Annotated in this window: 23 protein-coding genes, 1 pseudogene and 1 riboswitch; of the genes and pseudogenes, 6 read left to right on the forward strand and 18 right to left on the reverse strand. The window is 41.7% G+C overall.

All coding sequences use genetic code 11. The features are described from left to right. Positions 1–15 precede the first annotated feature (15 nt). Positions 16–119: riboswitch (TPP riboswitch) on the reverse strand. Between the two features lie 56 nt (positions 120–175). Further along, positions 176–1,303, reverse strand: coding sequence for a hypothetical protein (locus NSQ17_RS18745; RefSeq protein ID WP_058337113.1), 1,128 nt, complete (start codon positions 1,301–1,303; stop codon positions 176–178). Between the two features lie 140 nt (positions 1,304–1,443). Next, positions 1,444–2,100 carry a type 1 glutamine amidotransferase domain-containing protein gene (locus NSQ17_RS18750; protein ID WP_217967689.1) on the reverse strand — a complete coding sequence of 219 codons (657 nt, stop codon included), beginning with the start codon at positions 2,098–2,100 and terminating at the stop codon, positions 1,444–1,446. A gap of 225 nt (positions 2,101–2,325) precedes the next feature. Here NSQ17_RS18750 and NSQ17_RS18755 point away from each other — a divergent pair. Then, positions 2,326–2,520, forward strand: a pseudogene (locus NSQ17_RS18755) (hypothetical protein); the annotation flags it as partial. Between the two features lie 144 nt (positions 2,521–2,664). On the opposite strand, the gene NSQ17_RS18760 reads toward NSQ17_RS18755, so the two are convergent. The 11 genes from NSQ17_RS18760 to NSQ17_RS18810 all read right to left on the reverse strand — a co-directional run bounded on the left by NSQ17_RS18760 (position 2,665) and on the right by NSQ17_RS18810 (position 13,153). Further along, complete coding sequence (locus NSQ17_RS18760) at positions 2,665–3,036, reverse strand: DUF1304 domain-containing protein (protein WP_007498006.1); 372 nt, start codon at positions 3,034–3,036, stop codon at positions 2,665–2,667. After that, entirely contained in the window at positions 3,033–3,296 is a 264-nt protein-coding gene (locus NSQ17_RS18765; protein WP_008345710.1) for an ORF6C domain-containing protein, read from the reverse strand. Before NSQ17_RS18765 ends, NSQ17_RS18760 begins: the two co-directional genes overlap by 4 nt. Before the next feature lie 207 nt (positions 3,297–3,503). Beyond that, on the reverse strand, positions 3,504–5,885 hold the full coding sequence (locus NSQ17_RS18770) for an immune inhibitor A domain-containing protein (protein WP_039164999.1): 2,382 nt from the start codon (positions 5,883–5,885) through the stop codon (positions 3,504–3,506). A 189-nt stretch (positions 5,886–6,074) separates the two neighbouring features. Then, positions 6,075–6,368: a putative quinol monooxygenase gene (locus NSQ17_RS18775; protein ID WP_008345714.1), complete on the reverse strand. Its 294-nt coding sequence runs from the start codon at positions 6,366–6,368 to the stop codon at positions 6,075–6,077. Positions 6,369–6,393: 25 nt separating this feature from the next. Further along, on the reverse strand, positions 6,394–7,032 hold the full coding sequence (locus NSQ17_RS18780) for a nitroreductase family protein (RefSeq protein WP_039164997.1): 639 nt from the start codon (positions 7,030–7,032) through the stop codon (positions 6,394–6,396). Positions 7,033–7,045: 13 nt separating this feature from the next. Continuing rightward, positions 7,046–7,489 carry a MarR family transcriptional regulator gene (locus NSQ17_RS18785; protein ID WP_045033720.1) on the reverse strand — a complete coding sequence of 148 codons (444 nt, stop codon included), beginning with the start codon at positions 7,487–7,489 and terminating at the stop codon, positions 7,046–7,048. Between the two features lie 352 nt (positions 7,490–7,841). Then, a complete protein-coding gene (locus NSQ17_RS18790; RefSeq protein ID WP_039164991.1) occupies positions 7,842–9,143 on the reverse strand; it encodes a pyrimidine-nucleoside phosphorylase in 1,302 nt (433 codons plus the stop codon). A gap of 24 nt (positions 9,144–9,167) precedes the next feature. Then, positions 9,168–10,349: a NupC/NupG family nucleoside CNT transporter gene (locus NSQ17_RS18795; protein ID WP_017358632.1), complete on the reverse strand. Its 1,182-nt coding sequence runs from the start codon at positions 10,347–10,349 to the stop codon at positions 9,168–9,170. Positions 10,350–10,516: 167 nt separating this feature from the next. Continuing rightward, complete coding sequence (deoC, locus tag NSQ17_RS18800; RefSeq protein WP_024719215.1) at positions 10,517–11,188, reverse strand: deoxyribose-phosphate aldolase; 672 nt, start codon at positions 11,186–11,188, stop codon at positions 10,517–10,519. Positions 11,189–11,272: 84 nt separating this feature from the next. Further along, positions 11,273–12,217, reverse strand: a complete 945-nt coding sequence (locus NSQ17_RS18805; protein WP_041508008.1) for a sugar-binding transcriptional regulator — start codon at positions 12,215–12,217, stop codon at positions 11,273–11,275. 60 nt (positions 12,218–12,277) lie between these two features. Then, positions 12,278–13,153: an aldose 1-epimerase family protein gene (locus tag NSQ17_RS18810; RefSeq protein ID WP_039164984.1), complete on the reverse strand. Its 876-nt coding sequence runs from the start codon at positions 13,151–13,153 to the stop codon at positions 12,278–12,280. Positions 13,154–13,392: 239 nt separating this feature from the next. Between NSQ17_RS18810 and NSQ17_RS18815 the strand changes: the two genes are divergently transcribed. Then, positions 13,393–15,216 (forward strand): acyltransferase family protein, encoded by a 1,824-nt coding sequence (locus NSQ17_RS18815; protein ID WP_342467687.1) that lies wholly within the window; start codon positions 13,393–13,395, stop codon positions 15,214–15,216. A gap of 96 nt (positions 15,217–15,312) precedes the next feature. Here NSQ17_RS18815 and NSQ17_RS18820 read toward each other — a convergent pair whose 3' ends face one another. The 3 genes from NSQ17_RS18820 to NSQ17_RS18830 form a co-directional block, all read right to left on the reverse strand. After that, positions 15,313–16,584, reverse strand: coding sequence for an MFS transporter (locus NSQ17_RS18820; protein ID WP_047947042.1), 1,272 nt, complete (start codon positions 16,582–16,584; stop codon positions 15,313–15,315). Between the two features lie 220 nt (positions 16,585–16,804). Beyond that, positions 16,805–17,902: a saccharopine dehydrogenase NADP-binding domain-containing protein gene (locus NSQ17_RS18825; protein ID WP_342467688.1), complete on the reverse strand. Its 1,098-nt coding sequence runs from the start codon at positions 17,900–17,902 to the stop codon at positions 16,805–16,807. After that, on the reverse strand, positions 17,899–18,606 hold the full coding sequence (locus NSQ17_RS18830; RefSeq protein ID WP_058337120.1) for a class I SAM-dependent methyltransferase: 708 nt from the start codon (positions 18,604–18,606) through the stop codon (positions 17,899–17,901). The genes NSQ17_RS18825 and NSQ17_RS18830 overlap by 4 nt, the downstream gene beginning before the upstream one ends. A 125-nt stretch (positions 18,607–18,731) precedes the next feature. Here NSQ17_RS18830 and NSQ17_RS18835 point away from each other — a divergent pair, with 125 nt between their 5' ends. Then, entirely contained in the window at positions 18,732–19,739 is a 1,008-nt protein-coding gene (locus NSQ17_RS18835) for a LuxR C-terminal-related transcriptional regulator (RefSeq protein WP_203143857.1), read from the forward strand. 35 nt (positions 19,740–19,774) lie between these two features. On the opposite strand, the gene yidA is transcribed toward NSQ17_RS18835, so the two are convergent. After that, positions 19,775–20,587: a sugar-phosphatase gene (gene yidA / locus NSQ17_RS18840; RefSeq protein WP_008345739.1), complete on the reverse strand. Its 813-nt coding sequence runs from the start codon at positions 20,585–20,587 to the stop codon at positions 19,775–19,777. A 311-nt stretch (positions 20,588–20,898) separates the two neighbouring features. Here yidA and NSQ17_RS18845 point away from each other — a divergent pair, with 311 nt between their 5' ends. After that, the gene (locus tag NSQ17_RS18845) at positions 20,899–21,258 is read left to right on the forward strand and encodes a MerR family transcriptional regulator (RefSeq protein WP_007498034.1); all 360 of its coding nucleotides are present in this window, start codon (positions 20,899–20,901) and stop codon (positions 21,256–21,258) included. 144 nt (positions 21,259–21,402) lie between these two features. Next, positions 21,403–22,386, forward strand: coding sequence for a Gfo/Idh/MocA family oxidoreductase (locus NSQ17_RS18850; RefSeq protein ID WP_342467689.1), 984 nt, complete (start codon positions 21,403–21,405; stop codon positions 22,384–22,386). Positions 22,387–22,427: 41 nt separating this feature from the next. Here NSQ17_RS18850 and NSQ17_RS18855 read toward each other — a convergent pair whose 3' ends face one another. Continuing rightward, positions 22,428–23,942, reverse strand: coding sequence for a PAS domain-containing protein (locus tag NSQ17_RS18855; RefSeq protein WP_160757853.1), 1,515 nt, complete (start codon positions 23,940–23,942; stop codon positions 22,428–22,430). A 318-nt stretch (positions 23,943–24,260) separates the two neighbouring features. Between NSQ17_RS18855 and NSQ17_RS18860 the strand changes: the two genes are divergently transcribed. Then, on the forward strand, positions 24,261–25,598 hold the full coding sequence (locus NSQ17_RS18860; RefSeq protein WP_342467690.1) for an amino acid permease: 1,338 nt from the start codon (positions 24,261–24,263) through the stop codon (positions 25,596–25,598). Positions 25,599–25,602 lie beyond the last annotated feature (4 nt).

Raw genomic sequence — 25,602 nt, forward strand, 5'->3', positions numbered from 1 at the left:
CAATCATGAATAAGACAAGGTCCAGCTCCACTTCCCTCCGCTAGTACAAACTAGATCAGGTTCAAAGGGTCCAAGATTTCCTCTTGTCTCAGTCATACATGACTCCCCTAGTGGACTTTTGTCATTTAATTATCTTTACTCTACACATGTGGCGATTTGATGTCAACCGCCGATCTTAATTCAATGTATTGATCGTTGGCAGCTTCTCGATCCCTGCTGCATAGTAGAAATTAAGGACACTGAAGAAATCAATTGGCTTTCCTGTCTTTAAATCAACAGCCAAAATATGATCGCCGTAATTTGTCAGGTCATCAATGTCTAAACGCCTTGGCGTTGTCTTTCCGAGAGTATCAACAAAGCTGCTATGGTAGTACTGCCCACTAGCAAACGATGATTCATGATACATAAATAATGTCTCCACATCTAAGTAGACAAGAATGGCCTCAGAGGAACTCGCGTATGGAGCAGAGTACGATACTGGTGCCGAAATACTTTTCACTTTTACACTGTCAACAGAATGCGTTCTCTGTTGATATTTTCCATCATATGAGAAATAAAATACACGCTCCCATTTATAATCGGCGGTCTTAGATTGTTTGTTATACACTTTTGTACCATTTGCGAAAACATCCCCATTGGCATACGAAGCAACAAAGTATTGCAATGTTGATGACAGGGATTCAGCACCTGTGAAATTTGGTGGGTTTTTTGCATTCACCTGTAATGTATATGAGTCTCCAAAGTCTCCACCGCTAGTAATACCAAACGCATAATCACCCGCTGGTAAATTGCTTAACGCAAGCAGACTGCCTGCCGGTTGAATCAGATCCGTTGGATAAGCTTGTCCTTCTTCATAATCAATAACAAATAACTGAACGAAATAATCAGCATTTGGAGAGGTAATCCGGCTGATGAGCGCCTGAGGGGACGATGTACTTAAGAACCATAAATCAACTGGATCTTCCTCGTTTAAAACTGCCGATTGATTAATGGCTAGTCCATCAATAGAGCGAACGGCAGACGTGCGCATCTTTCCATCTGTAGCCGCTTTTCGTTTAATACTTATTCCCTTTTTCTTATCTACTTTAAATGATTTTTTTACTTCCTTCTGTTGAACCGCAGTCCCTTTATCCTGCTTTTCAAACGACTCTTGCACTTGCTGAATGGCTTTTTCAGTCAGTGGCGATACTTTTTCACTTGATTTTGGTGCATCTTCTGCTTTGATTGCTGGTGAAAATAAACCTGTTGTGACCAATAAAATAGACAGTAAGGCGGCGGTGATTTTGACATAAAATGCTCTCACAGGAACATCCCCTTTTCCCTAATTTGGGTTTTTTACCCTGTGATTATTTTACCATTTTTCTAATACTTGTTTTGGACTTTTTAGGAAATTTTTATAACAAAAAACCAGCCGTATGCGTCACGACTGGTTTATTTGATGATTTATGCAATGGTTTTGACAAATAAACGTGCTGTTTCTGCACTTGATCCTGGATTTTGTCCAGTAATGATTTGTCCGTCTACAACGGCGAATGGCGCAAATGCATCGCCTTTTTCAAATGCTGCCCCTTGCTCGCGAAGTTTTGTTTCCAATAAAAATGGAACTTTAGATGTCAATTGAACAGCATCCTCTTCCTCATTTGTGAATCCTGTTATTTTCTTGCCGTCGATAAATGATTTTCCATCACGATCCTTCACATCAACAAAGGCAGAAACGCCATGGCAAACTGCCCCAACGGCTCCTTTTTTGTCTGAAATCGCTAAGATCGCATCGGCAACCAATTGATTGGACGCAAAGTCGATCATTGGGCCATGTCCTCCAGCAAAGAAAATGCCATCATACTCAGCTGGGTTTACATCGGTCAGTGCCTTTGTGTCTTGAAGTAATTCATACACATCTTGATATTGTGCTGGAACTCCTTCAGGAATTGAATTTTTATCGATCGGTACTGTTCCACCTTTTATTGAAACAATTTGCACGTTGAGTCCATTTTCTTTAAAAATATGAAATGGCTCGGCCAATTCTTCTAGCCATAAGCCTGTTGGGTGTCCGTTCATTTCTGAGCTGCTTGTTGATACTAATAAAACGTTCTTGCTCAACTTTTATCATCCTTTCTATTTATCATGTGACTATTTTATATTTTGCACAATTAAATATCAAGCAATCAGACTTGGATACAACTCTTTATGTTATACCCAATTTTTTAAAAAATATAGCCTCACTTCAAATCTAATCATTCTGTCACATTCTATTGACAGGGAATTTCATGTAAAATTGTGATGAAATGATATAATATGAGAAACAATTGACAGACCTCTTGCGCTAGAGGGAATTTAAAAGGAGTGGAAAAAGAGATGAAAACCTATTCGATTGTGATGATTATCATCACGCTCTGTATCATATTGGCTGTCTTTTTAATGAATCTTACGGGCGTCATGTATGGAAAAATCATATTGGCTGTCGCTGTTGCCCTTTGTCTTACGTCCATTATTCGTTTGATAGGAATGCGTAAAAGATAAAAGCCGCCCTCTAGGGCGGCTTTACCGTGTAGACAAACCCCTCGCATTCAGTGTCAGTCCTGCGCTTCGGTGCTCACCAATGTCAAATTCACTCCGATGCTCGTCCTTCCTAAACTGCAAAGGTTTTCTATCACGCTGATAGGATTATATAGCCAGGATAAGTGCAATTAATGCAAGAAACGCTGGTAACCCTTGTTTGATGATAATCGATTTATTAGACGTCACACCGCCAAATACTGCTGCGATGAACACACAAAGAACGAAAAATAGCTGAATCATATATCCTACGGTATTCGAACCAAGAATGAGCCCCCAAATGAGTCCAGCAGCTAGAAAGCCATTGTATAGCCCTTGATTAGCAAACATCACTTTCACATTTGGATCCTTTTGTAAGTGTTCAGGCAGATTGAAAGATCTTTTCGCCATTTTTGATTCCATAAAAAACATTTCTAGTAACATGATGACAATGTGCTCTAAAGCGACAATTCCTACTAAAATCATTGCTAAAATATTCAATTTAGTGAATTCCTTTCTGATAGACGGTCTCGTATTTGTATTTTGTCCGTGTATAAATCAAAGTCTTGGATTAGCTCTAACGCCTCATGAAAACGACTTTGTGGAATGTCTTTCATTTTTCTTACACCAAATTCCTTTTTAATAAAAGCCATGATGGTATTAATATGAAGCTTACCGTGGCCATCATACTCTAAATGGCTGCAAAAAGTCTGCATCGTCCCTCGAATCACCTTTAATTGCTTGGCAGTGACACAACTCATTGGTAACGCTCATCCTTTCTTGGTTTTTTAACAACTAAAAAGAACATTGAATGAAAGAAAAACCTTCCAATCTCTATTATATAATGGTTTCATTCGGATATCAAAATAAAAAAGAACAAACATTCGATCAAAGACGAGTCATACGCTAAAAATCCATGTCTTAACGTATCAAAAAGCCGGATTCATGGATAGAATCCGGCTTTTTGTTTAGTTGCTTTTAGAAATTAATACCTTTCCAACAGAACGGTCCTTACTTTGTCCGACGACTTTAAAGGATAGGCCGTATGCTGGCACATCACGTCCTGCATCCGGGTTATTTGGATTCACATAGTTCTTTTTATCACTAAATGTACGCGTTGGGCGGATATAGCGATCCTCTAAGGTTAAGCCTGTTGTCGCTGTATAATCAATATTCAGCTTCGTGCTTGGATTCAAAGAGAATGCTGCATCATGTACTTGGAAACCTGTCGCTGCAATAGAGCCGTCACTCCATTTCAACACTTGTTGATCTGCATCTACGACTCCAAGGAAGCCGTTCCCTGGATGTTTTCCAACCCAGTTATCACTGTACGATTGATCGACGTACCACACGACCAAACCGTTATTATAGCTCATCAGACTTGCTCCTCGTTTGATATGCTTTAAGCCTTTATCGACATCAGCATAAGAGCGCCATTCTAGTAAATAATACTGAGCGGCATATTGTTTTCCATTAGATTGAGAGAATCCATTAAAAGTGAACGTGGACGTTCCCTCGGCATCATCTGACCACACTTTTGCTCCATCTGCTGTAATCTTTAGATCATCTACAAATAAACCTGGCAGTGAATATCCTGCATCGGTTGTATAGCGGAATTGCAGATCGATCTTCTTCCCTGCATAAGCAGAAAGGTCAAAGGATGCATCTACCCAGCCATCTGATTTTCCATCGATGCCATTGCCTTCATTCGCTCCTGCCTCATTTCGATCATTCGTAATATTACCAGCAATGGTTGTCCATTTGTCTGTCCCAGTTTCACGAACTTCTACATACGCATAGTCATAATCTTCTTCGATATCGTACCATGCTTTAAACGTAAGCTCGGCTTTGCTTCCCTTCGACAAATCAATCCCTGATGTCGTCATGGTAGCATTCAAATTGTCACCTGTTCCGCTGAAGTATGAATATTGCCCTTGTGCAGGCTGAGTGACCACAATCTCTTTATCTGGCAAATCGACTCGAACCGCATCATGGTTGGTTCCTTTTGTTGCTGCTTCATCGATTAAAACTGTTTTGCTTTTTGTTAATGTCTTACCATCAATGGTTTTTCCAGAAAGCCAGTTGCCGCCATGCAAGTTTTGAAGCATTTCTTTTGCATATGGACTAAAACCTGTTGGTTCCGTACCAGGTACTTTACCTGCCCAGCTTCCGCTTGACATGATAGACCAATAAGAAACGGGCTCTCCTCTGCCTGTGTATTGTGTATCGTATTCATCAGGCAGACCAAGATCATGTCCAAATTCATGTGTGAACACGCCTGCTGCGCCATCTTCAGGCTCAATCGTATAATCTAGAGCGCCTAACTTTCCGCCTTGACCCACTTCTGATTCAGTGTTTGGAATCTCAAATACATCACCAAGTGACCAGCGATGCGACCAAATCGCGTCAGAGCCAAGCTGTCCGCCGCCAGCTTCTTCACCTACGCCAGCGTGTACAACCATGAGGTGGTCAATGATACCGTCCGGCTCATTATAAACACCGTCCCCATCCATATCATAGCGGTCCCATTGATCATATTCACCAAGGTCAATATTTGGATCCTTTGCCGCTGCTTCGAGGGCTTCTTTCACCAATTCGCGCGGTCTGCCGTCACTGCCTGATTCGTCTGGTACGTTCCCGCCATAATATGCTGCTTCATGCTTGGCTGTATACCATCCAGCTACTGTTCCACTAATCGTGTAGCTTCCACCGGACTGCTTTTCATAATACTGCTTCATAGATACTTTTCTTTTACCATCTGGACCAATGTAGCCATTTTTTCCGAAAAGCATATCTTGGTAATGCTGCTGATCGTACTTGTCATAGTACATATCAGTCTCTTCTTTTTTAATACTATTATGCTTATAATCTTTAAAATCTACTAATAATACCAAAACTTTATCATTACGGACGTCGCCTTTATATTTTTCCTTTTTCACCGGCTTTACTTGATTGCCTTCTTTTCCTTTATGCTTCTTTAACTTTTTCTTTTTGGCTAGTTTATTATGTACATTTTGTTTGTATTCTTTTAGGAATTCAGGTTCTTCTGTTAAGGTACTTGCGCTTTGTTTCATCGCTGCTTCTTCTTTTTTCTTTAGGTAGTTCTTTAATGCTTTTTGGGTTTCTGCCTCATTGGCATTCTTTTTGATCTTTCCTTGTTTTTTCAAGGCTTTGATGAGGCGGTCTTCATTGACAACACTTGCGTCGAATGGAATACCTGAATAATGACCACCATCTGAGGATGTTGACTTTTCTGAGGTGTGGGCAGATAGAGGGGTGCTGAAAGCTGTCAATGTGCCTAAACTGAGGACAGCTGTTAGTGCGATGCTCGTCCATTTCCCTTTTTTCATATTGGTTCCTCCCTAATTTGGTAATAAATAATATCTAATTCTAGCATATTCCAATATACTTAAGTCGAAAAACATTTTATTTTCAGAAACTTTGTGGAAAATGCACAATACGAGATTGAAATAGGTGGAACGAATTGTCGAAAATAAAAGAACCCTAGGCTATAAATGCCTAGGGTGTTTGTTGTTTTTCTATGAAAGCTGCTCTCCTTGATATGCAACAACATCAAGTGGAGCGGCTAAAAATTCTTTTGCCTTTGCGACGAAAGCTTGGAAATGTGCACTTGCATTATGGCTTTGAACCGCTGCTTCATCTTTCCACACTTCTACCATTAAAAAGGTGTTTTCTTTCTCTGTATCCTTGAAAAGCTTGTAGGACACATTGCCTGCTTCTTCCTGTGAAGCTTTCATTAAACCGTTGATTTCTTCTAGAAATACGTTTTCTTTCTCTGGATGAATGGTCATCCCTGCATGAATAATAATCATATGATCGTCTCCCTTTTTTTAAAAATTATTTCCACTCTGTGATGCGTTCAATCGGTAAACGGTAAGAAGCATAACCTTCGTCAGCTGCTTTCCCAATGGATAGAAGCATAACTGGTACATAGCGCTCTTTATCCCAGCCGAATGTTTCAGCGATGACTTCTTTGTCATATCCGCCAATTGGGTTTGTATCATAGCCATGCGCACGAGCAGCAAGCATCAGCTGCATTGACACAAGTCCACCGTCAATTAAGATCGTTTCACGATTCACTTGCTCTGGAAGAGCTTCAAAATGTGCAGTTAATGCAGCAATTTGTCTTTCTTTTACTTCCTGCGGCATGTAGCCATTTTCTACTGCTTTTGAATAAATTTCTTCTAAGTATTCATTGTTTTTCATATCTGCAAACACAGCGATGACAGCTGATGATGTAGCTACTTGTGTTTGGTTGAATTTTGCGAGTGGTGCGAGCTTTTCTTTTCCTTCTGGGCTGTCAATGACCATGAAGCGCCAAGGCTGTGCATTCACTGATGATGGTGCTGTTGTTGCCTCTTCTAAAATCTCCGTCATTTCTTCTTTGCTAATTTTCACTGCTGGATCATAGTTACGAATGGAGCGGCGCCCTTTCATAATATCCATAAAATCGTTTGTTTTTAATGTTGTAGCCATGTGTAACACTCCTTTAGGTTGTTTGAATCTTCTCGATGTTTTGTTGTATACGGATGAGCACATCAGTGAGAAGCTTTCGTTCTTCATCACTTACGTTTTCAAGCATTTCTGAGATAAATCGTTCTTTTTCTTTTTTAGAAGCTTCGATTCTTGTTCTGCCTTCATCTGTCAGACGAACAAGCGTGACTCGATTATCTTCCGGCTTTCTTCTGCGCGTGACCATTCCTTTTGTTTCTAACTGTTTTAAGTGACGCGTCACAGCCGCACTATCAATATTTACTTTTTTCTGCAAATCGGATTGGCTGATTTCGTCGGCTTGGAATAACAGTGATAGCAACTCCAGTCTTGATTGGCTGATGCCCGTGCATGCTTCGAACTTCACACCCATCATACGGTTCACGCACTGCAAACGATATAATACCTCTGCTTCTTCAGAGCAAAATGCAGTCAATGCCATCCCCTCTTTTCTATTCAGATCAATTAGTTGATATATCAATCATTGACTCGTCAACTAATATACACCCATTGTTTCATGATTGCAAGAGGTTTGTTTCATAAAGTGAAATTTTTTATTTCAATTAAAAAAGACGAGCTTTTGCTCGTCTTAAGAACTTGGTGTCGATGTTGGTCCCACATAGTAGCTGATAAATCCAATGATCATCAAGACTACAAAAATAAAGAGAATGAGTTTGAGCATTCTCATGGTTTATCCCCTCCCACTCATATAACTTATCATATCTAGAAGAAGCGCTACCTAAAATTTACATAAAAAAAGACAAAAGCGATTCATCACTTTTGTCTTCTTCTCTTTATTCTGTAATCACTGTATGAATCAAAGTCGGAGCATCAGCATGGTCAGCGATGCGGATGTTGTCATAAATTTTCTCCATGACATTCGCAACATCTTCACGATTTGCATGCAGCGTCACGAGAGATTCACCTTTTTCTACACGATCGCCTACTTTTTTGTTGAGCATGATGCCAACAGATAGGTCGATATCGTCTTCTTTTGTTGCACGTCCTGCTCCAAGAATCATCGCTGCAACACCGATTTCGTCTGCGACGATTTCAGCGATCACACCTGATTCTTTTGCCGGCACTTCGATTTGATAAGGTGCTTGTGGCAGTTTTTCCGGTTGATCTACAATCGAGCCGTCTCCACCTTGGTTTTCTAAAAATTCCTTGAATTTCTCAAGTGCTTTGCCGTTTTTCATGACTTCAATTAGCTTTTCTCTTGCTTCATCAAGTGTCTCTGCTTTTTTCGCAAGAACGACCATTTGACTTCCTAATGTGAGCACAAGCTCGTTTAAGTCTTCAGGGCCTTCGCCTTTAAGCGTGTCAATCGCCTCTTTCACTTCAAGGGAATTTCCAATCGCTAATCCTAGCGGCTGAGACATGTCTGAGATGACAGCCATCGTTTGTCTGCCAACATTATTTCCGATACGAACCATTGCTTTTGCAAGCTTCTCAGAGTCTTCAGGTGTTTTCATGAAAGCACCTGCACCTGTTTTTACATCTAGTACAATGGCATCTGCGCCAGCAGCGATTTTCTTACTCATAATCGAGCTTGCAATGAGCGGGATTGAGTTAACAGTTCCTGTTACATCACGAAGGGCATACAGTTTTTTATCAGCAGGTGTCAGGTTGCCTGATTGTCCAATGACCGCTACTTTATGACGGTTCACCAGTTCGATGAACTCGTCTTTTGTAATTTCAACGTGGAAGCCTTTGACTGCCTCTAACTTGTCGACTGTTCCACCCGTATGTCCAAGACCACGCCCAGACATTTTTGCAACAGGTACATCAAGTGCTGCAACAAGAGGAGCGAGTACAAGCGTTGTTGTATCGCCTACACCGCCTGTTGAATGCTTGTCTACTTTAATGCCGTCGATAGCAGACAGGTCAATTGTGTCCCCTGAGTTTGCCATAGCGAGTGTTAAATCTGCACGTTCTTGATCCGTCATATCTTGGAAGAAAATCGCCATCGCCAAGGCACTTGCTTGGTAGTCAGGAATTGTTCCGTCCGTATAACCTTTGACAAAGAAAGAAATTTCCTCTGAAGATAATTCTTTTCCGTCACGTTTTTTCGCAATGATATCTACCATTCTCATTGTTTTCACCATTCCTTTTTTAGTTTAGTAAATCAAACCGACAACGCCTGCTGTTAAGAAGCTGACGAGTGTTGCACCGAATAACAGCTTTAATCCAAAGCGTGCGACAACGTTTCCTTGTTTTTCATTTAAGCCTTTCACTGCTCCAGCAATGATACCGATAGACGAGAAGTTCGCAAATGACACAAGGAATACAGAAATGATCGCTTCTGTACGAGCAGTGAAATGAAGACCGTCGCCAGATAGAGCAAGCATCGCTACAAATTCGTTAGATACCATTTTGGTCGCCATAATACTTCCTGCTTGTACCGCTTCACTCCAAGGTACACCAACAAGGAAAGCAAATGGTGCAAACACATATCCAAGTACATCTTGGAAAGAAACACCGATGGCAGCTGTGAAAATGCCATTAATCATCGCAATTAATGCAACGAATCCAATCAACATCGCAGCCACAACAATGGCTACTTTGAAACCATCCATAATGTATTCGCCGAGCATTTCGAAGAAAGATTGTCTTTCTTCTTCTACGACTTCAAGCATGTCTTCGTCTTTAGACACTTCATATGGGTTGATGATAGACGCAATAATAAATCCACCAAATAGGTTCAGCACAAGTGCTGTAACAACGTACTCCGGTTTAATCATTTGCATATACGCACCGACAATGGACATTGATACAGTCGACATCGCAGATGCACACAATGTATAAAGACGCTGTTGAGGTAATAATCCAAGCTGCTTCTTAATGGAAATGAACACTTCGGATTGACCTAAAATCGCTGACGCTACGGCGTTGTAAGATTCTAGTTTCCCCATTCCATTGACTTTACTAAGCAAATACCCAATTCCGCGTACGATCAGCGGAAGGATACGCCAATGCTGCAGGATACCAATCAAGGCAGAAATGAAGACGATCGGCAGCAAGACATTGATAAAGAAAGTTGACGCATTATCATTCATTAAACCGCCAAATACGAAGTTGATCCCTTCACCAGCATAGCCTAGAAGCATTTGGAATCCTTTTGCAAAGCCCCCGACTAGGAAGTTCCCAACACCTGTATTGAGCAGAATATAACCTAAAATAAATTGCAGTACAATCATGACAATGACTGGACGGAATTTCACTCGCTTTTTCCCGTTACTTGCCAGCCATGCAATGGCGAGAATCACCAGCAAACCGATAATACCAATGACGTATTTCATGTTTTTCCTCCTTGAATGAATTCGTTTACATTAATGTGCTTGTATGGAACAAACCCTATTTCGCAAACAAATTGCGGAAGAAAATCCCAGAAATGAGATCCTTCCGCATATGACTTTTTCATCATCTAATGAGTCATGATTGTTATCCTACCATAGGATCGTATGAATTAATAGTCTTTAGAAGGAGCTGATTGATCCCCTTTAATAATGGAAACGCCTGCACTGGCACCAATACGGGTTGCGCCTGCAGCTGTCATCGCTTCTACGTCTTCTTTTGTTCTCACGCCGCCTGATGCTTTGACACCGATGTCAGGTCCAACTGTTTTACGCATTAATGCGATGTCCTCAGCTGTTGCACCGCCTGTACTAAATCCAGTCGATGTTTTGACGAAATCAGCGCCAGCTTTTACAGAAAGTTCACAAGCTCTTACTTTCTCTTCATCTGTGAGTAAACAAGTTTCAATGATGACTTTCACTAAGGCTTTGCCTTTTGCTGCGTCTACAACGGCACGAATATCTTGTTCAACTACATCATATTCGCCATCTTTCAATGCCGCAATATTGATGACCATGTCCACTTCAGTTGCACCGTTTTCAATGGCATCCTTTGTTTCAAATGCTTTCACTGCTGTTGTGTTTGCACCTAACGGGAAACCGATGACTGTACAGACATCAACGCCTGTTCCTTCTAGTTCTTTCGCCGCAAGAGATACCCAAGTTGGGTTCACACAAACGGAAGCAAATTGGTATGTCTTTGCTTCTTCTAGTAACTGCATGATCGCAGCTTTAGATGTATCTGGTTTTAGTGCTGTATGATCAATGAGCTTTGCTATTGTCATGATTCACACTTCCTTTTAAATATGATACTTTCATCTTAAATGACTATTGAACAATTGTAAATATAGTTATGAAATTTTGTTCATCTATTTTGTGACATTTAAAAGAGCTCTTGCTGTGTGCTGATCGATCATCAATACGTTCGCATATTTTCCTCTCAGCGCCCCATGGATAGAGGCAACCTTTCGATGTCCACCAGCAACAAGAATGGAGCGCTCTTTTGTTCTCAAATCATCCAGCTCCACACCGATTGTGCGATTGTTAATCGCTTCACTGCAAATGCGTCCTTCTTGATCATAAAAACGCGAACAGATATCTCCGACACTGGATGTCTTGAGCAGCGCCTTTTCTTCTTCACGGAAATAACCCAGCCTAAACAAAAGCGCCTCATCTCTTACCGTCCCAACAGTAAACACAGCGATATTTGCCTGTTTGCCCATTTCAATAATGCGCTGAATATGTCTATCCTGTTCGACCATCTCTTTAACGGCGGCACTATCAAACACAACAGGCAGTGGCAAATAGCGTGGTGCCGTTTGAAAAGCTGATGCAAACAGCTGGATCGTTTCCGCAGAATATGTATTCACATGCGAATGGCTGATTCCGCCTTTCAGCTGAACCACTTCTACCCCTTTTACCTGTTTAGGTTGCATCTTTTGAGCAATTTGATACATCGTGGTGCCCCAGCTCACTCCAACGATATCGCCGTCTTTCACCGTATTTTGAAGATAATCTGCACCAAACCGGCTCAAGTAATCCGTAATCGTTGGATAATCGTCCTTTGGCGAAAATACCACATGAGCCTCGAGCAGATCATATTTTTCTTTCAGCAATAAGGACAGCTCATTTAAATCCTCAAATGGGTCCATCACTGTAATTTGGACGTACCCTTTTTCCTTCGCATACTGAAGCAGACGAGACACCGTTGGCCTCGACAGGTCAAGCTGCTTGGCGATTTCCTGCTGACTGTAATCAGATAAGTAATAGAGCCTTGCTGCTTCAATACTTAATTGCTGTTTCCCCCGATCCATTCGTACGCCTCCTTTTTTCCTCTATCATAACAAATTGTTCACTTCACCATGCACAAATGTTCATTTAAAGAAAATGGTGTAAGCTGCGTGAAAGGTCTCTTGCTTCTCTAAGGTTTGAATGCCGAATTTCTCCTTATACTGCCCGTTTGTCCCTTCCATATCAGCGATCCCATACCAAGGCTCAATACAAACAAAAGGAGCCATTGTTCCCTTTTCTTGATCATATGGAGACCAAATACCAACAAACGGAAAACCACTGAGATCGACCTCAACGCCGTGACCTGCTTGAGAAGTCAATGATACTTGATCAATATGACTAAAGATCATTGCATCGTTCTGAAAAAGTTCTGGGCGAAGTTGAATCGGCTCAAACTCAACACCTTTCTCCTTCTCTCTCACAAGTGAATTATGAAGTTCATATTGAACTGGATCATGTTCGGTGGAAGGTACCAATGTGAGTGAATAATCAGATGTCTGCTCGCCTTCAACAAGCGGGACATGAAATGCCGGATGCCCGCCAATCGAGAAATACATCGTGCCATCTCCTTCATGAACAATTTCCCAGGAAATCGTTAGTCCATTTTCCGACAGTGCATAACTGATGCGCGCTGTAAATTCATACGGATATTGTGACGTGTGACGGCCATTTGATTGATATTGAAAAATCACCTGATCTTTTGCTTCTTCAAATAGTTCAAAATCAACATCACGCAAAAATCCATGCTGCGAGAGTTGATACGTTTGATCGTCTATCTTGTATTGATCATCCTTCAACCGTCCTACAATCGGAAATAAGACGGGCGACACCCTGCCCCAATAAGCAGGGTCACCAGACCACATATATTGACGTCCACTTTCTTTATGAAGCACCTCTCTCACCTCGGCACCTCTCTCATTGATTTGAACCAATAACAGATCATTTTCAATCGTTTTCATTCAACACATCCCCTTTCCTTCTTCTTTTATTATGACAGGGATTTTCGGTTTGAGTATAAAAATAAGAATCCCTCAAGCCTTAGAATGTTTCTTCATATAAAAAAATTTTAAAAAAGACAGAAATTCGCCAACAAAATGTAATGCTGATTCGTCTAATCTTATATAAAATAAAAGAATCGTTGTTCTTTTGGAGTGACAACAAAAAAGACGCGTTTGACATTGATGGGGGATTCTTTTTCATGAACAGCAAGGAAAACCGTTTACGTTACATATTAGGATTAGATGGGCTGAGAGCTGTTGCCGTATTGGCGGTCATTGCTTATCACTTACATATTGGACCTGCGAGCGGCGGGTTTCTTGGCGTTGATTTGTTTTTTGTGATTTCTGGTTACTTGATTACAACCATCTTGCTGCATAAGCAGGATTTGGGCTATCAAGAGCTTCTGCCTTTTTGGATGGGCCGCATCAGAAGGCTGCTTCCAGCTGCCTACGTCATGATTTTTTTAATCGTCAGCTGGTGCGCCATTGCTGGTTCAAATGCATTAATGTCCATTCGTGGCGATGCCTTATCGTCCTTTTTTTATGTGAGTAACTGGTGGTACATTTTTCATCAGCTCTCTTACTTTGACAGCTTCAATGCTGTATCTCCACTAAAAAATTTATGGTCTTTGGCGATTGAAGAGCAATTTTATCTCATTTGGCCGGTACTGTTGATTGCTGGACTGAAATGGGTGAAAAATAGATCCCATCTTCCTATGATCACCTTTGGTCTGGCACTTGTATCTGCTTTATGGATGGCCATTCTCTATTCACCGGATACTGACCCGAGCAGGATCTATTATGGAACAGACACACGTGCGTTTGCACTCCTCATCGGGTGCAGTCTTGCATTTGTCTGGCCCATGCACAGACTTTCCAGCAGAAAATTACTTCCTATCGGCAGACGTATGTTACAAATAGCCGGATTCGGTTCGATGGTCATTTTCCTCTTATGTGTTTATGCAGTCGACGAATTTGACGGCTTTCTCTACCAAGGCGGTATGCTTTTATTCTGTTTGAATGCAGCGATCTTAATTGCGTGTGTCTGCCATCCTGCCAGTCTTATTGGGAAATGGCTGTCTTTTCAACCACTCGTTTGGCTTGGAAAGCGGTCTTATGGCATCTACTTATGGCATTATCCAATTATCGTGCTGACCACACCGGTCATTGAGATTGGACAGCCTTCCATGGGACGTGTCACATTGCAGCTCATCGCAATTCTACTCATATCAGAGGCTTCCTATCGTTTGATCGAACAGCCGATTCGTAAACTCGGGTTTAGACACTATTTTGCCTCTTGGTCGATTTGGAAAACAGGAATCAAGCAATGGTCTATGTCCAATAAAGTGTTTCTTGGGATTGCGGCAGTCCTTTTGATTTTATTTACCATTGGCATGTCTAGCTCGTCTCATACATCCCCGCATGCGCAAGAAGTCACACAAATTAAGACAGCGCCCCAAAAGGCAGGCGGTCAGACAGAATCAAAAGTGAAGAAAAAGAAAGACAAACATAAGAAAAAAGCAGCGGATCCTAAACAATTTCACCAAGTTCTTGCCATTGGTGATTCCGTCATGTTAGACATTGCTTCAAATTTAGAAAAGGCCTATGAACCCATCACCATTGACGCAAGGGTCGGAAGGCAAATGAACGAAGCCATCCGCATCGCCCCTCAATATGCTTCTTTTAACAAGGCTGATGCCGCTGTTATTATTGAGCTTGGCACAAATGGTTATTTTACAGAGGGGACTTTGACCTCATTCATTCAACATTTCTCGAAGGCACATATTTTTCTTGTGAACACTCGCGTTCCAAGAGCTTGGGAAAATGATGTGAATGCAGTCATTGAGCGTGTGGCCAATCAACACCACAATGTGAGCTTAGTCGATTGGCATTCAGCGGCTACCGGACAGCCATCCTATTTTCAGCCAGATGGTGTTCACCTTTCCACAAAAGGCTCTGACACATTGACTGAGCTCATTAAAGCCAGTATCAAGAAAAAAGGTGATGTGTCCTCGGCATCATAAGAAGACTAGCATCCTGTGAAGAGAGATTCAAAAAAGACATGCTTTCCTATGATTGGAGGCATGTCTTTTTTTGTGATGGATGAGCACGGAGCTGCATTATGTTTTACTTTTAAAAGACCAAACGATGACAGGGATGAGAATTAACGATAAAATTCCTCCGCTTAAAGATAATGTAGCATAACTCGTATTCGCCATGACCATTCCTGAAAGGGCACCGCCAGAAGCACCTGCTAACGCAACAAAAACATCGAGTGTTCCTTGGGTTTTTGCCCGGTTTGATGGTTCTGTAGAATCCACTATTTGAGCAGTACCACTAATTAAACCAAAGTTCCATCCCAATCCAAGTAAAGACAAAGCAATGATTAATAGAATCATTGAATCACTTGGTGCGAATGCTGCTAATAAACCAGCAAGTAACAATGTGATGCCCGACGCTATGCTCATAGCTGTTCGTCCTAGTTTATCTACAAGTACACCCGTGATAGGTGAAGGAAGATACATGGCTCCTATATGAAAACCAATCACAATGCCCACTTCGGCTAATCCATGACCATGATGCTGCATATGCACCGGGGTCATTGTCATGAGTGCCACCATGACAATTTGAGTTAAGATCATCACTGTGGCACCTACTGTAAGCCCTTTTTTATCTGTTTTTTTATCAGCAGCATCTGGTTTATTTCCATGCCCATGTTCTGCTTTGTAAGTTGCTATTCTTCGGGCAATGTCTAATGGATCAGGACGCAGCAGAATAAAAAGGACAAGACCAGCTACAATAAATGCTACTGCTGATAAAATAAAAGGACCGGCAAGTGCTGGAACACCAATGGACACTGCAAATTTACCCATCACTTCAACTAAATTCGGACCTGCTACTGCTCCAAATGTTGTCATGACCATTGTTGTACTAATTGCAGTTGCACGCTGTTTAGAATTTGCTAAGTCCGTCCCAGCATAACGCGCTTGTAAGTTCGTGGATGTTCCTGCTCCGTAAATGAAGAGCGATGCAAATAATAAAATGACACTATTCATCATAGCTGCCAGCACAACGCCAATTGCTCCGAGCCCTCCAACAACAAAACCTGTCGATAAACCGATGCGTCGTCCATAACGTTGTGAAAGCTTTCCTACAATGAAAGCTGACCCAGCTGACCCCAAAGTAAATAAAGCGATTGGGACTCCTGCATAGGCTTCAGTTCCAAGCATTTGTTGTGCTAAAATGGCACCTACCGTAATTCCTGCAGCTATTCCAGCCCCTCCAAATATTTGCGATAGACTGACAACAAACAATACTCGTTTATATAAATTTTTCAATTTTTGGGGTGAATCTATATAATTCTTCACTACATCTTTTTCTGTATCTAACACTTGTAAACACCCACTTGAGATTTATTTGCCCAATGTAACCATTATATCAGTTCCGACTACAATCCTTGATTTAAATCTCTTCCACCTCTCGACCATTTACATGGAGAGCAAGCGGTTGTTTTCGGATCATAGACACCTTGTTTTTAAATGGATCATGAATAAAGCGCCCACATGACTGACCTGTTCTTTTGAGCTGATGCGTATCTTTTGTCGTTTTCTTTTATGCCGTTAAAAGGCTGGCTCTCAATGCTAATGCGTGCTTTTCCTTCGTTTTTTGATCCACCAACGCAAAATCACCATTCTCATACGCTAATGAAAATAATTCTTCGATATGAAAAACACCTGCCTGAAACTGCTTGCTCAATACATGCAGTGCCACAGCACTGGCGACTTGAGCCGTTGCTTGAGACTCATCGCGACCTTTTATTCCAAGCGCTGCTTGATGAATTTCGTTACCCTTCATTCCTACCGCTTCCACTTTCACTGCATATTGATCTGTACCCATTTGAGCAGATTGAATCAGTGAAATGGCACGTTCCTTGATTTTCGGCATCGTGAGAAGGGACGTCATTCCGAGTTTCCTTGTGAGAGCAAATGCACGTGTCGCTACGCCAGAATCAAAACAGAGCCTTGTTGTCACAGAAGGCACATGGAGCGTCGAAGGCAATGTTTGCTGGTCAGAGAAAGGGAATTGATAGGCTTGCCGCTTTCCAAGCGTTTTGCCAAAATCAATGCGTTTCCCTCCAGTAAAACTTTTGACTTTCTTTCGCTGATGATTCTTCGTCAGCTCATAATCCGTATGCACATGATCAAGCGTCCATTCAATAGTTGCTTTTCCATGCTGGTCACCTAGCCCAAGCATGATACTAATATCAATTTGCTCCACAGAGGTCAGAATAGATGCCGCCTTCGCTGCAAGCAAATTGGTGAGACCAGGTGCAAGGCCTACGCTCAGCACAGCCGTTGCGTTCAATTGCTGTTGATGGACCTTTGCTAGCTTCTCAATATAGGCTCCTTTTGCCGAAATATCGAGATAATCAATACCTGATCGTAAGCATGTTTCAGCAAATGACGTGTCATCTTGATCCAGACACATGATCACGAGTCTCGTTTCATCCATCCAGTCCGTATCCATTGGTTGTCTTACGTCTATCTGAAATGGACGTACACGCCCATTCGTTTGGCGTGCAAATTGTTCAGCCTTCTCATAACTTCGGCCAGCCGCAAAGACTTGCCCAGGATACACGTCACTTAATTGAAGACATATTTGCTGCCCCACATGTCCATAACCGCCTATCACCATCACTTTTGACCTCATTTTCCAACCGCCTTTCTATCGCCTCTTTTACAAACAATCCCTTTGATCATGCCCGCTTGAAAATAAGGTCTGATGTCTTGAAATCCTGCTTCGGTTAATTGTGCTGTCATCTTTTCTTCAGACACGGGATATGTTGTGACACCCAGCCTTTCTCGGAAGGACGTAAACACTTCCTTTCCCAAGCCTTGACGCTTCATGAATAGAGAAAGCATATGAAGCTCCTGCTGAAATGTCGGCGTTTCCGGGTCTCCTTGAATAAACGCCAACACGAGAGGCGCCCCTGGTTGAAGCCGGCGGGCGATCTCCTGTAAAAAGGTCAGCTGATCTTTTACAAAATGAATGACAAGCAAACTTACTGCTGCATCGTACGACTTTTCAACCGGCACTTTGTCTAAGGCCATCTCATACCATGTGACGCGATCTTGCATATGAAGCTGTGCCACTCTGCGCTTGGCCATATCAAGCATGGATGGAGATGGATCAACCCCTGTGATATGCCAGTCTTTATTTCTTTGAAGCATGTTGATGATCTCTTCGCCCCCACCTGCTCCGACTATTAACATGCGAGAAGCCGCTCCCATTAATTCGATTTCTACTCTATCCACTGTCAGCTCATGCAAAAGATGATAGCCCGGTACTTTATGTGCAATTGTCGCTGCATAGGATTCAGCAACAGGATCATGCCAATGTTGATTTACACTCATATGTCTTCTCCTCCAGTTTCCTCTTTGCTTCGTTTCCTTTACACTAACGGTATGTTATCTTCATTGTAAGAAGATAGATGAGAAAAAACGATCCCTAAAAGTGGGGATATTGAGGAGGAGATCAAATGAACAATCCAGCCGCTCATTTTCAGCAGCTGAGAAAAAGCATTCGAGATGAACTTGCTGCTATCTGTGATTTTGATGCTGCCTGTATCACAACCATTGATCCAGCTACTCTCCTCTCGACGGGTTCTTTTACAGATGAACCGATTGAAGCCATACATAACGAGCTGTTTCAAAATGAATATTTAAAAAAAGATGTGCACCAGCATGAAGATCTAGCGAAAGGTCCTGTCCACGCTGCCAGTCTCGTCCAAAGCGGAGAATACACCAATAGTGGTCGATACCAGCACATTTTGTTACCTAACGGATGGGCAGATGAATTGCGGGCAGCCCTTGTGATTCAAGGTGAATGCTGGGGAATCGCCAGCCTTTATCGGAAAAAGGAGAAGGAACCTTTTCATGAACAAGATATACAAGCGGTTAGTCGTCAAACACCAGCACTCGCAGCCAAACTGAGAGATGAACTTTTTAAAAGAAGAGAAACGGAAGAAGATGAAACGGCGGAACACCAAGGCTTCCTCATTCTTTCACACGATTACCATCTTCTTTATGGAAATGAAACTGGACTTCATTGGCTCCACACCTTCCAAACCTTTGAGCAAATTCATGACGGTGCCATCATGCCCCGTCCGTTTAGAGCATTAGGTGCTAAGCTTTTATATGGCGGCGGTGACCAAACAGCGGTCAGCATCACCAGAATGCCGACAGGGCGTTTTCTCTCTCTTCAAGCATTTCGTTTAGCACAGGCAGCCGGGGAGGAAGAGGCTGTCATGATTCATATTAAACGAGCTCAAACAAGTGACATTCTTCCTTATATAGCGAAAACATATCGGCTGACAGAAAGAGAAATGAACGTCCTTGACTGCTTAATAAAAGGACAATCCACAAAAGAAATTGCCAGTACGTTATTTATCTCGCCTCATACGGTGCACGATCATGTAAAGGCGATGCTCGAAAAAACAAATTTGAACAGCAGACGTATGCTTGTTTACTTTTTCTCACACATATAAAAAAGCGGCTACCTCATTGGTAGACCGCTCTTTCTTTATTTTCCGATGACTCGCTCATGCAGGACATGTGCGACTCCTGCTTCGTTATTGGATTTTGTCACAACATCCGCAACTGCTTTGACATCTTCAATGGCATTTCCCATCGCAACGCCACAGCCCGCAAATTCTAGCATCGACACGTCGTTCCCATTGTCACCAATCGCCATCACTTCTTCACGAGAAATCCCAAGTTCATGCGCTAGAAGCTTCACGGCATTCCCTTTGCTCACATCAGGATGAAGAATTTCTAGGAAGAAATCTGTGCTTTTTACCATCATGTACTGATCCTTCACTTCAGATGGAATGGCTTGTATCGTCTTTTCCAAACGTTCCGGCTGATCAATATACATCATCTTCGGAAGTCTCATGGATGGGTCTGCCTCTTCGACAGGTAAATACTTAAGCGGCAATTTCGTTAAATACGATTCAAGTACCGTGTATTCACTAATATCCCGATTTGGTGTGTATAGATGAGCCGAATCGAAATAATGCATAGGTGTATCCAGCTGACGGCTCAGTTCATATAAAGAAGTCAAATCATCATAGGATAAAGTTAATTCTGATACGACTTCATTTGTATGGCTGTTTTGTACAAGCGCTCCGTTATAGGCGATGACATAATCCCCCTCTTGATCAAGCTGCAGCTCTTTTAAATAGCGATGCACCCCGCCAATCGGCCGGCCTGTACATAAAACAATTTTAACGCCTTCTGCCTTCGCCTGTTGAATGGCTTCAAACACCTCATCCGGCACCATATGCTGATCATTTAATAACGTACCATCCATATCAATTGCGACTAATTTATACATTCACTGCTCCCCTTTTCTCAGCAAAACGTGCTGTCACTATTTTGAGTGATCATCTACATGATCACATGCTATTCATCATACTATGTACCTATTTTAGCCTATCGTTTTTTTCTCACGCTGTCTACTTGTTCCTATCTGTAACAAAAAATCACTTCATCCTCATCTATTATAACCTATTCTATAGAATCCGCTGTGAATAGAACAGACCTCTCATTTTAACAGTATGAAAAGGAACAAATGTTCATCAGAGAATATTTTGAAACTAGCAAATCTAATTGTATGATGGATAGCAAAGAAAGGAGGTGCAGGGAATGATTACATTTACGAGAGGAAAATTGTCAAAAATGTCTGGTGTACATATTGAAACCATTCGTTTTTATGAAAATGAGGGTGTGCTCCCCGAGCCTAAGAGAGCACATAACGGCTATCGTTTATATGATAAAAAATATGTACTCATGCTATCCTTTATCACTGAAGCAAGAAAGCTAGATTTCTCACTCAAAGAAATTCGAGAAATTATCACGTCACTATTCGAGAAACAGTCAAAAACAGAAGCGGAACAGCTGCTCGAACAAAAAGTAGAAGATATTCAAAAATCCATTCAAGAGTTAAAAAAGAGGAAGGCGGCCATTCAACTGTTAACGAAACAAACATTAGCTAACATTAGTTAATTGTAGAGACTGCCAAAGATGTGCCGGTATTTTTTACTGGCACCCCTCTGCGCCTAGCTGTTAAGTACACGTTGTATGAAAACATCAGGTATACTAGAGACAGCTTGACGTGACATCAATCGTATGAAAGGGGTTATGAATAGAATGAGAATAGCAACCATTGGAACAGGTGTGATTGTGGAAGGTTTCCTCCAGGCAATTGAACAGCTTGAAGGTGCTTCTTGCCACGCTGTCTATTCAAGAAAGGAAGCGACGGCAAAGAAACTCGCAGATCAATTTGGGGTGCAAACGACTTATACGGATTTAACCGCTATGTTAGAAGATCCCCACATAGAAGCGGTATATATCGCATCACCCAATCGTTTACATAGCGAGCATGCCACGGGTGCATTGAAACACGGAAAACATGTGATTTGCGAAAAGCCTTTTACCTCTAATGTGAAAGAGCTAGAAGCCTTAATCGCTCTCGCAAAGGAAAAGCAGCTCTTCCTATTTGAAGCCATTACGACCGTTCATATGCCCAACTATCATTTAATCAAAAAACACCTTCATCAATTAGGCAGAATCAAACTCGTTCAATGCAACTACAGTCAATATTCAAGTAAATATAATCAGCTGCTCGCCGGGGAAACGCCGAATGTCTTTAACCCAGAGTTTTCTGGCGGTGCCCTCATGGATATTAACATTTACAATGTTCATTTCATTATGAATCTATTTGGTTCACCGAAAGACGTTCGTTACCAGGCCAACCGCCATCCAAACGGCATCGACACATCTGGTGTTTTAACTTTTACTTACAATGATTTCATCGCCACAAGTGTTGGCAGCAAAGATACAAGCAGTATGAATTTCGCTTTGATTCAAGGGGAAAAAGGGTTCCTGCATGTGAAAAATGGTGCGAATGGCTGTGAGGAAGTGTTGCTGCATATAGGAGACCAAGTCACTTCACTCAATGCACAAACCAATTCAAACCGCCTGTTTTATGAAGCAGAAGCATTTCAGCATATCATTGAAACAGGAAATGTCGAAAAGTGTTATGAATGGCTTGATGACAGTCTTTCTGTCATGAAGGTTCTTGAAGCCGCTAGGAAAGACGCCGGTATTGTTTTCCCAGCGGATCATGCTTAAATAAAAAAACCGCCTTCTGATGAAAAGGCGGTTTTTTGACATTAGATACTCTTTGAATATGCCACCAGACGCTGAGACATATGATTCACTTCATCAACTGAAGCGTTCACTTGCTCTGTTAAAGCAGCCTGTGTTTGCGTAAGAGCTGTCATATTGGAGATATTTTCAAGAATTTGATCGATTTGTGTTTTCATTTCAGTTAAACTAGATTCGATATTTTCTGTCGCATTGGCACTATGAAGCGCTAGCTTACGTACTTCATCGGCAACGACTGAGAAACCGCGGCCCTGCTCGCCTGCTCTTGCTGCTTCAATTGCGGCATTCAAACCAAGCAGATTCGTTTGGTTTGCCACTTCTTTGATCAAGTCTGAAATGTTCTTCGTCTCATCTGCACTGTTTTTCGCCAAATTAGCAGCAGACGTTGACTGCTCTTGAGCGACAGCAAGCTCCTGTGCTTGGTTTGTCACAGAACTGATGCCAGATACCATTTCACTAATAGAACTTGAAAGCTGCTCTACTTGAGAAGCCATTTCATGGGCTGTTTTTTCTTTATTTTTTTCTAACGTAATATCACGAATCGTTCCTGCGACACGTAAAGGGACACCCTTCTCATCACGAATGGTTTCACCGCCCGCATGATACCAGCGGTACTCGCCATTTTTACTCTGCAATCTATAGTCAATGTCAAATGGTGTACGGCCAGAATGGTCATTTAAGTGATCCGCAAAGGCTTGGAGAGCCGATTCTTTATCTTCAGGATGCAAACGATCACTCCAGCTGCTCAATACGTTCGGGAAATCCTTTTCATCTGTAAAACCAAGCGTTTTTCTAAACTGCGGAGACCACCAGAATTCATTGTTTGGATTGACAGGATCGCCAGCCTCTACAACCATATCCCAAGGCGCTTCCACAAGCGCACGGTTGATCAAGTCATATCTTGTCACGAATGCTTGCAGCTCTTCTTCTTTCAATTTCTGATCATGAATATCAAAAAGAGCCCCTGCCACACGAAGAGGTACCCCATTTCGATCTCGAATCGTCGTTCCAGTTGCTTTGAACCAGCGATACTCGCCATTTTTCAACATCAGACGATATTCGATATCATACGGTGTCCGGCCAGAATGATCCAATAAATGCGTAGAGAATGCATTCAAGGTGTATTCCTGCTCATCTGGATGAATTCGAGATGCCCAGCTGTCTAAGACATTCGGAAAATCGTTTTCATTTTGAAAACCTAACATTCTGCGGAAATCATCTGTCCATGTGAATTCGTTTTTTGGATTCACAGGATCTCCTGCTACAACCGTCATATCCCATAGACCCACTTGAATCGCTTTTGTCACTAAATTCATACGCATATGAATATCTTCTTGCGCTTCTTGCATCTTTTGCAACGCTTCATTTATTTGAGCCACTGCTTCTATTGTTTGACTAGAAGAGAATGCAGCAGTATCAATTCTGGCTGAAAAATCTCCCTTCTCAATTCGTTCAACTAATTGACTGCTTTCACTAAGAAGGGCTTCCGACGATGAATCACTTGCTTTTCTCATAAACATCTTCAATAACTCCTTTCATTTTTTCATACATTTTTGAAATATTTTACAGTTATAAACAATTCTTTATTAGGACTTTAGTAATACAAAAGATATATCGACAAAAACTACAAATTGTTTATGTCAGAATGAAGGCAAATGTTCATTTTTTCACGAAGTTTTAGATTTTGGGGATGGGTCATGGAAAAGATTTATGGAAGAAAACGGCTCAATTGATAGAATCAACCGCCTATTTTGTCTGAAAAATCTCTTTTTTTATATTGACACTGACCGCTCGAAAAAAGAAAATGGAACATAAGCATTTTAAAAAAGGAGAACGTCATGAGCGCGAATCAGGAACAACACGAATTAAAAAAGCTTTTATCGCCGCGTCATATTCGCATGATTGCGATGGGCGGGGTCATTGGTACAGGAATCTTTAAAGGAAGTGCCGATACAATCGGCTTAGCAGGTCCTGGAGTTATCTTTTCCTATGTATTTGCTGGATTGCTTCTTCTCATTGTCATGGCGGCTTTAGCTGAAATGGCCATCGTCTACCCGGGGAATAACCTTCGCGACCTCATACAGATTGCGCTTGGTCAACGTTTTTCATTTGTTGTCGGATGGGTTTACTGTTTTATGTGGCTCACTGTATGTGTCATTGAAATTATTGCAGCGGGCAGTTTGCTTCAATATTGGTTGCCGAACGTACCATTATGGTCTTTATGTTTACTTTGCTCGCTCTTAGTCATCGGAATTAATTTAAATAATGTAAAATACTTTGGTGAAATTGAGTTTTGGTTCGCTGGAATGAAGATTTTCGTTATTATTGTGTTTATTCTTCTCGGTGCTGCATTATTATTTGGAATCATTCCGAGCGAACAAAGCACGCCTGTTCTCACCAATTACCAAAACTTTGTCCCGAACGGATGGGGTGCTGTCTTTGCCTCATTATTAGTGGTGATCTTCTCGTATGGAGGCTCTGAATTGATCGGGCTGACCATTACAGAAACAAAGGATGCAGAAAAGGTATTACCTGGTGTTGTCAAAAGTATGATGTGGCGCATCATCTTGTTTTACACACTGCCGATTTTGATTATTTGTGGACTCATTCCTTGGAATCAAATTGATCCGAATAACAGTCCTTTTGTCCAAGTCTTTTCAGCAGCTGGCATGCAAGGTGCCTCTCACTTCATTAATTTCGTCTTAATTACAGCCGTTCTATCTGCCGCCAACTCTGGTATTTACGGCACGACGAGAATGATTCATTCTCTATCTAAATCAGACGGCGGTCCAAAAAAGCTGGCACAGGTCAACAAAAGAGGTGTACCTATTTTAAGTTTATGGGTGACCGTTCTGTTTCTTTTAATCGGAACACTCTTTGCTTACTTGTACCCAGATCAAATTTTCAGCTATATGCTGGCTATCCCTGGTTTTGCGGTCTCTCTTATTTGGATTAGCATCTGTCTGGCACATTTGAAACTGCGTCCAAGATATCCGCAGGAGCCGTATTTCAAAGTTTGGTTATTTCCGTATTTCACTTTATTTGCTGGTCTTGTACTCAGTGTCAGTTTTGTTCTGTTCCTATTCAGACCAGAGAACTTACCTAGCTCGATTATCAGCATCGGTTTCTTAGCAGCCGCCATCATTGCTTCATTCTTAATGAAAAAGAAAGCTTAGAAAC

It is taken from the genome of Bacillus sp. FSL W8-0629, from assembly GCF_038593225.1.
Taxonomy (GTDB): domain Bacteria; phylum Bacillota; class Bacilli; order Bacillales; family Bacillaceae; genus Bacillus; species Bacillus altitudinis.